Origin of the sequence: Mesomycoplasma ovipneumoniae, assembly GCF_033343935.1 — a bacterium.
GTDB lineage: Bacteria > Bacillota_I > Bacilli_A > Mycoplasmatales > Metamycoplasmataceae > Mesomycoplasma > Mesomycoplasma ovipneumoniae_G.
Window position 1 is genome coordinate 1 of sequence record NZ_JAWPGQ010000007.1, and the last position, 13,946, is coordinate 13,946.

Sequence of the window (13,946 nt, forward strand, 5' to 3'; positions counted from 1 at the left end):
CCGGAGTCTTTGCTAGTTCAGGAATGTTGTCTTGTTGTTTGTGGACTATTAGACTTAGGCTTTTATCTGATTTTACCCGTGTTGTTGTATTTCCGTCAACAACATTTTTTACTAATGAAAGACTAACGCTGTAGACCTCCGGTGAGATTTGCTTTACTGATTCAATTTCAAAACTAATGTTTGGATCAAGATTATTAAAATAATTACTAAATTGCTGTCCTAAAAGAATTTCGAGTTTTTGTTTTAGAGTCTGTAAGTCTTGATTTGAACTCTCAGATGTTGAATCTGAACCTTGACTAGTCTGGGGACTGTCTTGGAAAGGAGTCGCAAAATAAGGACTCTCGTCTAGAGAAGAGAAGGTTGAGACCTCAACGGCAACTGGTCTTAGTTTGCCTTTGAAAAATTCATCTTGATTGATCTCAGGTCTTTTTACCTCTGGACGAGGTAGGCCTGGAACTTTGTCGTCAATTCAGCGGATATTATCTGGATTTTTTGGAGCTTCTGGCTCTGGAGCTGGTTTTTTCTTGTCATAAATTGAATTAGCAAGAATTTGTAAATGACCAAATTTTTCAGCATCAAGAATTAAGGACTGACTTGAAAGTGGGGCATCTTCAACCATTTGGTCTAAATTATTTTTTTGTTTTACTTCTGCTTCCGACTTACCTGAAGTGCGGACAAAAATTGTCTGCGGGCTTGAAGAAATTACATCATCAACAAATTTACCAGCATTATCATCAAAGCCAACAACATATTTAATTTTTAGACCAAGTATATTACCTTGATCTTTAGAGGTTGCACCATCTTCTTCAATTTCAAATTTAATTGAAGGGCGTGCTCCTGAGTCTTGATATTCATTTCAATTATTAGCTAAGGCTGCCTGAGTATAAAAGGCAAAAACTAAATCACTAAGACTTGAGATTTTACTAAAATTCTGATCTTTAAAAGGAACTTGAGATTTATTGTCAGAATCTAAAGTATTTCAAAAAGCTGGTTGTTTAGCAATTTTAATTGCTTCTTGGTAATTTTTAAGAATTTTGTATGTTAGTTTTTGATCTTTTTCTTGTTGTTTTTCTTGGCCAATAATTCTGTCTCAAATTGCAAAAGGTAGACTTGCTAACTGATTTTTATCACTAGCAAGTTTTTTAGCAATTTCTTCTTTTCAGTCTTGAGAGGTTTGGGTTGTAGTTGAACCAGCACCTGTAGTTGACTGAACTGAACTAGAATCTAAACTTGCTGGTAAAAATAAAGCCATTCCTTGATTTGGACTTGTAATGTCATTAGCAAAATAACCATTAAAATCAAGAAGTTTGAGACCAAATTTTGTTCCCACAGATCCGTCTTGGTTTTCTTCGGCATCTTGCTCACTTAGAAAATCTTGGTCGTGGTGGAAGTTGTCAAATTTAGTTTTAATTTTTACTTTTGCTAGGTCCTCTAAGGTTGGATTTAACGGTAAGTCTTGATAACCTTCAAATTCAAGACCCATTTGGGTTCCAATATTAACAAGTTTTTTGATTGCCTCTTTAGGTTCTAATGATAAAAGGTAACGGAAATAAGCAAATAAAGAAGCACGATTTTTAAATGCCGAAGTTGAAACTGAATAAATATCAGCATTTTTTAAAGCCTGAGCTGAGTCAATTGTTGCATTTAAATTGGCTATTTCTGTTTCGCTTGGAACTTGAATATTTTGGGCTTGTAGAGTTGAACCTAATTTAAAGTCAATATTGTAAGAATTTGGATCACTCAAGAGACTAATTAGTTTTTTATAGTCTCCTTGGTCGATTAGTTGCTTAATTTCGTATTTTGAAAGTAAATAAGACTTTGGAGCACCTTGCCTAATATCATAGGGATTTTCTTTGGTTGCACCTAGGGTTTGACTAGTCCACTGAGACTGAATTGGCGAAGTAGCAGCTAGTTGTTGGGCGGCATCTTGGGTGCTTTGGGCATCTTTTAAGTCTTTTAGTTGCTGACTAAGTTCAGGATAAAGGCTGCTTAGGGCATCCTCGATACTTTGATCACGGAAATTATCAAGTTTAAAACTTACAGTTTTTTCCAAAATAGTTTTAATATTTTGCTCTGTGTCGCCTAAAATTGAAGACTTAAGCTTAATTTTGATTGGCAGTTCAATAAATAATTTTTTTGAAACGGAATTTTGACGGATTTTAGCACTGGAAACTAAAAAGTCATAATCAAGATGCTCGCGTAAATTATCAAAAAGTAAATCATATTTACCAAAAGAAAAAGTTAGTCCGCGAGTTAAGCTAGCATCAACTATATCTTTAATTGCAGATGGCTTACTTACAAGTTCTTGAAGTTGTTTGTAAAAATTAATTGCATCATAACGAAACAAAGAAAATTTATCAACTGGCTTATTAGAAGGTTGTCTTAATAAATCACGATCGAACAAACTAAGTTGAGAAGGAAGTAAAACTCCGGTTGTTGAGTCAACCTGAGGCTTATCTGGATCAATATAATAATCAGAAGCATCAAGTAAATTAACATCGAGTTGATCGCTTAGGTCTTTTGTATTAGCAAATAAAGTAGACTTATCACTTGCCATTAAATCAATTGAAGTTAACAGTGAGTCATCTTTATGTTTATAGTCAGCTAAAGTAGCTTTTGCCTGAGACCCGAATTCAGTTTTTAAATATAAACGCACCGCAGGGACTTGTTGATTTAGACTTGTAGCTCATTCATTGGTGTTTTGTGGATTTTTAACAAAACTAAATACAAAAGGTTCTTCTAAGTCACCTTTAGCAAAGCCAAAACCTTGGGCTTCAAGACGAATTTTTGCCTTAATTGCCTGAATATCAAAAAATTTACTTAAATGAGACTCAAATTCCTCTAATGTCTCAAATTGATTCAATGTTTTTGCAAAATCATCAGCACGAGTTAGGGCTAAAGGTCTAACTGAGGTTGATGAAAAATGAGAAAGAGGACTAGGAGTCAAATTAGCAAAATTTGAGTCAACAATATCGCTAAATTGAGCCAAAGCAGCTTTTGGGGCATCAACTACCGAAAGGTAAATTGATTTTGTTGCTGAGCGGGCAACATTTTTGTCTTCAAGAGTTTCTTCCAAATGAAATGAAAGGAAAAAGCGTTGTTGTTCATCTTGGGCTTCAAATTTTTCAATAACAACTTTGTATTTGTTAGGAATTGCTAAGACACTACGGCCATTGTTAGTTAAAAAATTGAATTTTGAAGCAAAATCGCTAAATTCGCTACTACTGGCATTAAAAGTTTTGTCCCCTAAAAGTGCTTGTTTAACAGTTTTATAATCGCTCGTAAAGTGAGCAACGCTTGGTTTAAAACTTACTGAATCAATTAGGCCGAGCTGACTAACAACACCTTGGGTAGGATTAACTCCACGGTATCTGGTTTTAGCAGCAAGTCCGGCGACAGTTCCAAAGACCGTCGACATTAGTACAATTGCAGCGGCACTACCAATTAATATTTTTGCCTTATTCTTTTGCATAAAACCCCTCCAGGTTTTTTTAGTATACTTTTTTAATTTAAGTTAGCTATTTAAATAACTAAAGACTTAATTTAAATATATTAATATTTATTATTAACAAATGTTAATTAATTATTGATTATTTAAAATATTGATCAATAAAGGCTTTACGGATTTCAAGACGAGCTTTGTCATCTTTGGCCATTTTTTCACCTTTAAAGACTGCAAGAGCTTTAAATGTTATTCCTTCACGATCTTTGCCTGAAGAATCAAGCTCACTAATTATTCGATCACCAATTTGGGAATAATCAATTCCACGACCAAACATTACACCAATTGGGGTATCAGGATTAATATTCTGTTTAGCGTCTTTATAAATTGACTGTAGTTGACTTGTTCAAACATATGGCTCTTGATTTGGCTCTCTTTGGGCAATTAGACTAAATGTAACGGATGATTTATCAATACGAACTTCTAAAATTCAAGTTTTATTTAGGAATGACTCAAGTGAAACATTTTGACTTGGTCTTGTGTGATTAAATCAAATACCATCTTGATAAATTTGACCTTGACCTTGGGTAGAAGAGTCGACACCTTTAGACTCAATGAATTTTTTAAATACTTCATTTACGACTTCAGGTTTAATGTCTGGTTGTTGGGCACCTGTAGCGGCTACACCACCAGTTCCAGTTGAGCTATCAGTTCCAAACAATGCCTTAGACTCAGTGATTTTGTCAGTAGTATCTTCACCGTCACCATTTAAATTTTCAGTTTTTTCTTTTGTATAATCATAAAGTTTAGATGGATCTTGTTTACTTACTGGATCGGCATCACGGAAAACAACCAACCCTTTTGTTTGGTAATTATGTTCGGTTGTTGATATTTGATTTTTATCAATTGCTAATGAACGAGCTTTTTCAATTCTTCAACCTATGTTTAGTGGTTGTGAAATTCTGTTGCTACTATTATCATGATGAGTTCTAAATAATTCAAGATAACTTGCTCCAAAAGAACCATTTCGCGCTTCTGGGGCGGTTGATAATAATTTATATGATTGATCTACTAGTTGATCTGTTTTAGCAATAATGTTTTCAGGTTTGAAGACAAAATACATTACACCTTCTTGCAGAGTTGATTTTTCAACCTGACGTCCACGTGTTTTAATAAATCCTTTGGTGTTACCATCAAATTCATAAACAGAACCTTGGTTGTCAAAATCATAAACAAGCGGTTGCTTAATTGTTATACCTTTTCCGTCAGTTGCTCTTTGGTTGTAAAATCCATTTTCTTTAAGTAACTTATCAAGTTCAGGATTGTCAGTAAAATTATTTACTTTATATTGGAAGGATGTTTTTGTTGAACTAACATTAGTTAAAATTGATTTTGTCTGACCTTCATGGGCATGAAAATCAAGACCAGAACTTCCGTCAATAAAGACATCTGGACCATAAGCAAGTGATGTTTTAAGAGCAGTATTATTTTTATTAACACCAACAAGTCCGAATGTTGATGAAGCTATTGTGTCATTATCACTGTCAAGAACTTCAAAAACAAAGTTATATGAACGATTTTTTTCGTCATATTGACTTGATATTGCTAATTTTTGCCCTTGAGCTTTATTGAATTTTTCAAACTTATCAAGATAATTAATTAAATAATCACCAAAAGCAAAAGTTTGTTCTTTTTTCGGAGCTGGAGTTGCTGGATCTTGGAAAGCTGTTGCTGCATTTGTTACTGAAGATGAAGAAGTTGCTGCGGCAGCTGTTGCAGCTGAGCTTGAACCTGAGCTTGAAGATGAACTTGAACTAGAAGATGAAGTTGAGCTTGAGCTAGAAGAATTATCTGAAGTTGAGCCAGAAGTTGAACCTGATGTGTCTGAACCTGGGGTTGTAGATGTGCCTGGTGCTGGAGTTGCAGCTGTACCTGTACCTGGATTTGCCGGAGCCGGTGCCGGAGCTGGATTAGCCGGTGCCGGAGCTGGGGTAGCTTCAACTTTAGGTTTTTGCAAACTGATTTCGTTAGTAATTGGATTTAGTGTTGATTTTAAATAAGCCTTGGCATTATTTTTTTCAGTATCTGAAATACTAAATCATGAATCAAGCTTTGCAGTTTTGAAAATAGAATCAAGATCACTTTGGAACAATAGATAAGGAAGTGTATTATTTAAAGTTCCTTGGTGGTTATTACCAACTAGTTTTTCAAGTTCATTTTGAACTTTTGATCCTTCTGTGTTAATTGTAATTGGGAATGTTCAACCAGTAAATCTAAATGAAGAATGATCTTTTTCTGGAGCACTAGGAGTTACTTCAATAGCAACCTTTACCATTTTAGACTCAGTACTTTGAACTTCCGACTCTTTAACAATATCTTTAGACACATCTAAAAATGGAACATTTTCAGGACTAACTTCTAATTTGAAATTAGAATCAGCTTCAAAATTAACATTAAGTTTTAGAGTTTTATCTGTGCTTTTCTCATCTTGATTTTGATCTAATGAAAAATCAAAATTATAATCATCAACTTTAAGGTTATCTTTAGTTTCAAATCAAAAATCTAATTGATCTGGGGTAACTAAAGCAGATATACCTTCAGACTGAGTAGTTGGCAATTGATAATTATAAATTTCAAAATAAGGAGCGTAAAAGTCTTTATCTTTTTTAGCTATGTCCTCAGGAGTGTCTTGTTTAGGTTGTTCTTGAGACTGAGTTTCTTGTTGCATCTGTTGTTGAGGTTGCTGCTGTTGAGGTTGTTGTTCTTGTACTTGAACTTGGTCAGCAGATGAAACTGCAGCAACACTTGCCTGAACAGCGGTAGGTTGGGTTGAAGCTGAATCTGTCTTAAGATCAATGTTATATTCGTCTTTTAGATAAGTTTTAATTGCTTCGGTTGCTTTTGAATCTTTTGTGCTAAGTTCAACTAATTTTTTTTCAAATTCGCTTTTAGTTCCTTCTTCAGCTTGAACCTCAGGTTGTGCTGGAGCTGCTGGTGCAGTTTCAGCAGGCTTAGTTTCAGTTCCAGAAGACTCACTCTTGATTGCTTTTTTAATTAAATCAGGACTTTCTAGATATTTTTTAAGAACCTCAGCTACTTTTGAATCTGCAGCTGAACTTTTGGTTTGATAATCTGAAATTAATTTAGCAATACTTTGATTAGGATTTTTTCTAAAATATTCCGCAACTTGTGGTTTTAGACTAATATATTTATTTTGATTTTTATTTATTTTTGCAAATATTTTATCTTTAATTGACTCAACTGAACTAAGACCGGTAATTTCTAGTCCAATTAATTTTTCTTTGTTTGATTTATCCAATAATTTTAGTCAAATTTTTGCAGTACCTTTTGCATCGTCAATATCAATTTTAACTAGTGATTTTTCAGAAGTAACTGGTAATAAAGTATACTCATTTGGAATTAAACTCTGAAGACCAGAAGCGGCAATTAATTCAAGTCCACCAAATGATTCTAAAGTTTGTTTAAGTGCAAGTTCAAGATTAGGATTTGTTGGTTTTAATTTAGAAACTAAAGGAACTTCAGGGGTCTCAGGGGTTGCTTCAACTTTAGGGGCTTCAGGAGAAGAACCATCTGCGTCTGGTTGTGCTGATCCATTTTGGGCTCCAGTACCTGCTCCGGCTGAAGCGCCGTCACCAGATGCTCCGCCTGCTCCACCTGATCCTTGACCATTTCCTCCTCCGCCTGAAGAATCTTGCTGAAACTGAGTTGCTACTCCAGCAGCAACGCCATCTGGAGTTTTAGTTATAGCTTCAAAAATTTCAGGAGAAATCTTACGAAGATTAGTTAGTAATTGATCTTGAAATTTAAGGGCAAAAGCTGAAGGAAAAATTGAATCTGAAGCAAACTTTTTAGTTAGTTGTGACTTGTCAAGATTATATTTTGAAGACTCAGCAATGAAATTTTCAAGAAAATCTTCTTTGGCAATTGCACTAAAGCCAGAAAGATTAGCAGTAAAAGCACGACTTGCTACTTCTTTTTTTGTTTTTTTATCAAAAACAAAAACAGTCAAGTTCTTAATTGAATTTGACTCAACCTTTGTTTCTTCAGTTACTTGAATATCGAAAAATAAATTAGAAAATTTATTATCAACTTTTGAAAAATCAACTGCTTGACTTAATTTAAAGGCATATAATTTATCGTTGTGTAATTTAAATGCCTGTGAAGCTGAAATTTTGCTTCATTCGGGTTTTAGACTAAAATTGCTGATGGCAGCGACCAAATCAGCATCGTTTATTGGCGGGTTTAATTTCGTTTCGGACTTATCATTATCAAATTGTGAAAGGTAAGACGAGCTAAGAGCTGATCGTTGCAGACCAATACCAACTCCGGCTGTAATTCCGATGAAACTAAGTCCCGCTAAAACTATTAATACTTTGTTGCGAATTTCTTTTTTCATAATGTAAAAAATTATACCAAAAAAAATTAATTTTTTTTATTTTTGAAATACTTAATTATCCTTTTTTTTTTTTTTTTGCAGGTTGTTTGAATTTCCAAATATATTATAAATTATTTTTTTGACTAATAAATGAATTTCTCCTATTTTTTTAAACTATAATTTTCATAAATAGTAAAATTATACCAAAAAGAAAATTATTTTTTCCTTTTTATTCAAAAATATGCTAAAATTAAGGCATTTTCTGCGCCATTAGTAAGACCAAAACCAAGACTGACCAAGCCAAAAACGCTCCTAATAAATAAAATAAAAATAAATTATATATTATATTAAAAAAGTGGTATAATATTTAACGGTTAAAAAGAATGAGTTAATAAATTAAGGAAGGAAACTAATCTAATGAAAAAGGTTATCAATTTTTTTAAGACTTCTTCAGAACTACGGCTTGCATACCGTCTTTTAAAGCAGATTAACCAAAAGCGCGGTTATTATGGTTCAATGACCGATCAGGATCTTGCTAATCAGACAAATGTTCTAAAAAAGCGGCTTGCAAATGGTGAAAAACTCAAAGATATTCGGGTTGATGCTTTTGCCGTAGCTCGCGAGGCAACAAAAAGAATCCTTGGAAAAACGCCATATGATGTCCAAATTCTTGGTGGACTAATTCTTGACATGGGTTCAGTTGCTGAAATGAAAACTGGAGAAGGTAAGACAATTGCCTCAATTGCGCCAGTTTATCTTAATGCACTCTCAGGCCAAGGAGTTATTGTCTCAACTGTCAATGAATATCTATCTGAGCGGGACGCTGAAGATAATGGTAAAGTCTATAATTTTTTAGGTCTTTCTGTTGGAATTAATAAAGCCCAAATGGATCCTGAAACTAAAAGAATGATGTACGCTGCAGATATTACCTACTCAATTCATTCAGAATTAGGATTTGACTATTTGCGTGATAACATGGTCTATAGTGCTGCTGAAAAAGTTCAAAGGGGACTAAATTTTTGCCTTATTGATGAAATTGACTCAATTTTAATTGACGAGGCTAAAACTCCTTTGATTATTAGTGGTGGAAAATCCAACCTTCCAGCGCAATATTTATCTGCCAACCAATTTGTAAATACACTTGTAAATGAAGATTTTTATATCGACCAAGAAACAAAAGGTATTAAATTGAATGACAAAGGTATTGACAAAGCTAATGCTTTTTTTGGTTTGCGCAACCTTTATGAAATTGAAAACTCTGAGCTTGTTCACCGAATTCAAAATGCTCTTCGTGCCAATAAGGTAATGAAAAAAGACGTTGAGTATATTGTCCAAGACGGTAAAATCGAGCTTGTTGACCAATTTACCGGGCGAATTATGGCCGGAAGATCTTATTCTGAAGGTCTCCAGCAAGCCCTTCAGGCAAAAGAAGGAATCGAAATTGAACCTGAGACAAAAACCTTAGCAACAATTACTTACCAAAATTTTTTTCGTCTTTTTAAAAAACTCTCAGGAATGACCGGAACTGCAAAAACCGAAGAACAAGAATTTATCGATGTTTACAATATGCGTGTCAATGTTATTCCAACAAATAAACCACTGGCGCGCCGCGATGAAAAAGATGAAATTTTTGCCACAATTGAACAAAAAAATAAAGCAATTATTGCCGAAGTCCAAAGAGTTCATAAAACTGGCCAGCCAATCTTAATTGGAACCTCCCAAGTTGTTGACTCTGAGACCTTATCAGAAATGCTTAACCAAAAAGGGCTGTTTCATACAGTTTTAAATGCAAAACAAAACCAACTTGAGGCTGAAATTATCGCAAAAGCTGGCCGTAAAAATGCAATAACAATCGCAACAAATATGGCCGGGCGGGGAACAGATATTATTCTTGAACCTGGAGTTATTGACCTTGGCGGACTTTATATTTTAGGAACGGACAAGGCTGAATCAAGAAGAATTGACAACCAACTTCGTGGTCGGGCAGGTCGTCAAGGTGATATTGGTGTCTCAAGGTTTTTTATTTCCCTTCAAGACCAGTTATTGCGCCGTTTTTCCAATTTTGAACAAATTTTTGACACATACGGCCTAACTGCAGGAGCAATCAAAGGAAAATATATTCACTCAGTTTTACTAGCAGCCCAGAAAAAAATTGAAGGCTTTAACTTTGATATGCGAAAAACCGTGCTGAGTTATGATGATGTTATTCGCCAGCAACGTGATTTAATTTATACTCAGCGTGATATTTTGCTCCAAATTGATAATTTTGATCACTATATTAAAAAGATGATCATTAGAACTGTTGAAGTTATTTTAGGTTATGACTTTATTTTGCTGCCAAACCAAGAAATTCACTATAAAAATTTAGTTGATTTTTTAAACGACAACCTTTCAAGAATAACTCGCTATGACTTTGGCCAAAGCGGACTTGAAAAATACCCTTTTGAAGAACTCAGCAACTTTTTAGTCCAGGAACTAAATAAAATTTATTTTGAAACTCTCCAGCCAACCTTAAAAGAAAATATTGGCCAAAACTATTTTGACTCCGAGCGGCACATAATTTTATCTGTCCTTGATAATCAATGACAAAATCATATTGACACAATCGACAAACTTCGCTCTTCGGCAAATTTAGTCCAGTATTCCCAAAAAAATCCTTACCAAATTTTTACCGAACAGGCTACTTCTAAATTTAACATTTTAATTTCCGAGTCAGCTTATCAGGCAATTGTTGGCCTTTTTAATAATTCTAATGCCGAAAAAATCGAATATGTCCAGGCAATTCTTTCTGATGGTAGTGCAATTTCTTATCCATCTGACACCCCAGATCACATTGTTGCCCAGCTAATTGCAACTAATGAAGACCGAATTGCTTATGCAAAACAAATTGAAAAAGAATCCCAGCCTGAATTTATTTACGAACAACTCAAAAATAATAACATTCAAAGACTCGATGCTAGCGGCGGATTTGAACTCTGACAAATTGCCAACAATAAACTTGTTAATCTCAAAGAAGATATGCCCCTTGACGAAAAACGTAATATTTTGCTAAGAATGAACCAAGAACAACTTGAACTTCTGGGTCAAAAAGAACTCAAAATTGACTCTGAAATGCCAGCACCTGAGCCAGGCCAAAATGCTGAGAGCTTTTTTGAAACTAGTGAGCAAAACCAAACCAACCAAAATAATCAAGATGACTTTTTACCTTCAAACTTCTTTTTTGATGTAAAAGACGATCCTGATGTGATCATGAAAATGTTAGAACTTGACAGGCAAAAAGAAATGGCCAGAGCTGAGCAGGGCAACCAACAAGAGTCAGAAAATCTGGAAAATACAGAAAAACCCGGCCTAGATCAGATTTCTGACTTGCAAAATTCAAGCGACCAACAAGAGTCAGAAAATCTGGAAAATACAGAAAAACCGGCCGCAGATCAGGCTTCTAACTTGCAAAATTCAAGCAACTAAAGGCCCCCCTAAAATTAAAGAAAAACTTTAAAATCCAAAGGAAATAAGAAAACTTGCTTGTTTTTACTTTTTTCTTGGTTTTTTACTAAAAGATGCTAAAATTGGCAGAGAGGATAAGTCAAAGGATGTTAAAAAATACTAATGTTTTGCTTTTATTGGCGAAAATTAGCTACTTTTTGTCTCTTTTAGGTTTGGTCCTTTCTGTTGTAGAAAATTTTTTCTACTTTTGGTTCTTTCAAAACTTCACCTTTGCGATTTTTGTAGGCCTTAGTGGTCTTGCTAGTTTTTTGTTTTTTTTGTTGCTTTTTTTGCTGTTTTTGCCAAAAATTAGTCCAATTTATTGAAAAAATAGTATATTTAATGACAAAAGATTTCAAAAAGATTTGTGCAATTTTTCGCAGAAAAAAGGTAAACCCTTTTTAATTGCAGTTTCTTTAGCTTTTTCATTTTTAATTATTTTCAATTTGGTTAATTTCTTGTTGTACGGGATTATTTATTATAGTTTTTCATTAGTTTTTGGTTCATGCTTTAGTCTTTTTTGAATTAAGTTTCGAATTTGCGCAAAATGTTATGCTGTTTAGAAATCATTTTTAACATTTGCAAAAATTTAATAGCCAAAATGCTTTTTTATATTATAATATGCCTAAGAGGAGAATCATGACACCACATATTGAAGCTAAGAAACATGAAATTGCGCCAGTTGTATTAATGCCCGGAGATCCACTTCGAGCAGAGTTTATTGCTAAAAATTTCTTAACCGACGCAAAACTTGTTTCAAAAGTCCGTAATAACTTAATTTTTACCGGCAAATATAAAGACAAAGAAGTAACTATCGCTGCCTCAGGGATGGGTTCTGGTTCTATTGGTATTTATGCCTATGAACTGTTTAAGTTTTATGATGTTGAGAAAATAATTCGGATTGGATCAGCTGGCTCTTATGATAAGGATCTTGAAATTTTTGACCTTGTTATTGCAAAATCAGCCTGATCAGATTCTTGTTCATTTCCGGCACTTTTAGGACAAGGTCAATCTCATTTAACCTACCCTGATTTGGAACTTGTGGCTAATTTATTTCATAGTGCTGAAAAATTAGGTTTGAGTCCGGTTTATACAAATATTCACTCAACTGATGTTTTTTACTCTACCCGCGATTTATCAAAAACAATCCAACTTTCAAGAGCACAAGCAGTAGAAATGGAATCTTTTGCTCTTTTTACAATAGCTAATCACTTGCAAAAAAAGGCAGCTTCAATTCTTACAATTTCTGATAGTTTAATTACCAAAACTTCACTTGATCCTTTAGCAAGACAAGAAAAATTTGAAGAAATGATTGAAATTGCCCTTGGAGCACTATAAAATATGAATTTATTTGAAATTATTGAAAAAAAAGTCAAAAAAGAACATTTAAGCGAAGAAGAAATTCATTTCATGATTAATGGATTTCTGTCTGGGCTAATTGCCGACTACCAGTTTTCTTCTTTTTTAATGGCAATTTTAATTAACGGCCTTGATGATGATGAGCTTTATTTCTTTACTCGCGAAATTATTGCATCAGGTAAGACAATAAATCTCAGAAAAATTAACGGAGTTAAAATTGACAAGCACTCAACAGGCGGTGTTGGTGATAAAATATCACTAATAATAGGACCAATTTTTGCCGCTCTTGGCTACAAAGTGGCCAAAATGTCTGGAAGAGGTCTTGGATTTACTGGTGGAACAATCGACAAACTTGAGTCAATTCCTGGATTTCAAACTCAACTAACTGAAGCTAGTTTTTTAGATCAAGTTCAAAAAATTGGAATAGCAATTACCGCACAGTCAAATGCAATTGTTCCTGCTGATAAAAAAATTTACGCGCTTCGTGATGTTAGTGGAACAGTTTCGTCAATTCCGTTAATTGCAAGCTCGATAATGTCAAAAAAAATTGCTACTGACACAGATGTTATTTTAATTGATGTAAAATGTGGAAGTGGCGCTTTTATGACTGATCTTGGACAGGCAAAAAAATTAGCAAGTAAAATCAAAATGCTCGGAAAAAGATTTGGGAAAAAAACTATTGTTAAAATTACCAACATGGATGCCCCACTTGGACGAATGATCGGGAACAAAAATGAAATTATTGAATCATTGGCGATTCTTCAAGGTCAACAGTCCCAACTTGCTGATTTTGCAAAAGAATTAGTGGCCCAAACACTTTCTGAAATTGAAAAGCTAAAAATTGAAAAAGCCCGTGAAAAAGTTACCAAAATTATTGAGTCTGAACTTCCAAATGAAATTTTCTTAAAAATGGTAGTAGCCCAAGGTGGAAATCCGGCAACAATTCAGTCTTCAAACTTTTGAATTCCAGCATATAAGGAACAAATTTTTGCACCACAAAGTGGATATATAAAATGGGAAAATGCAATAAATTTTGGAAAAATTGTTGCATTTTTAGGCGGAGGTCGTACTAAATTAAACCAAAAAATCGACTATGAAGCCGGAATTTGTCTAGAAGTTGAATCTGGAACATATGTTCAAGACGATCAGTTAATTTTTAGCCTTTATTCTTCTAATCCGATTGACTTGAGCAAAATTCAGGATTTAATTGCAAAAACTTTCTCAATTAAACCTGAGCCAGAAGTTGAAAATATGTTTTTAAATTAA

General features: G+C 34.0%; 5 protein-coding genes. 3 read left to right on the plus strand and 2 right to left on the minus strand.

The features are described 5' to 3' along the window. Both R7X45_RS02300 and R7X45_RS02305 read right to left on the minus strand, forming a co-directional pair. The coding region (locus R7X45_RS02300) for a P97 family adhesin (RefSeq protein ID WP_420372469.1) at positions 1 to 3,472 on the minus strand (3,472 nt) is incomplete at its 3' end. A 118-nt stretch (positions 3,473 to 3,590) separates the two neighbouring features. After that, the gene (locus tag R7X45_RS02305) at positions 3,591 to 7,859 is read right to left on the minus strand and encodes a P110/LppT family adhesin N-terminal domain (protein WP_318055767.1); all 4,269 of its coding nucleotides are present in this window, start codon (positions 7,857 to 7,859) and stop codon (positions 3,591 to 3,593) included. A 396-nt stretch (positions 7,860 to 8,255) separates the two neighbouring features. Here R7X45_RS02305 and secA point away from each other — a divergent pair, with 396 nt between their 5' ends. From secA to R7X45_RS02320, 3 genes are all read left to right on the plus strand, one after another. Further along, the gene (secA, locus tag R7X45_RS02310) at positions 8,256 to 11,303 is read left to right on the plus strand and encodes a preprotein translocase subunit SecA (RefSeq protein WP_318055768.1); all 3,048 of its coding nucleotides are present in this window, start codon (positions 8,256 to 8,258) and stop codon (positions 11,301 to 11,303) included. Positions 11,304 to 11,960: 657 nt separating this feature from the next. Further along, positions 11,961 to 12,659, plus strand: coding sequence for a purine-nucleoside phosphorylase (gene deoD / locus R7X45_RS02315; protein WP_318055769.1), 699 nt, complete (start codon positions 11,961 to 11,963; stop codon positions 12,657 to 12,659). A gap of 3 nt (positions 12,660 to 12,662) precedes the next feature. After that, the gene (locus R7X45_RS02320; protein WP_044285915.1) at positions 12,663 to 13,946 is read left to right on the plus strand and encodes a thymidine phosphorylase; all 1,284 of its coding nucleotides are present in this window, start codon (positions 12,663 to 12,665) and stop codon (positions 13,944 to 13,946) included.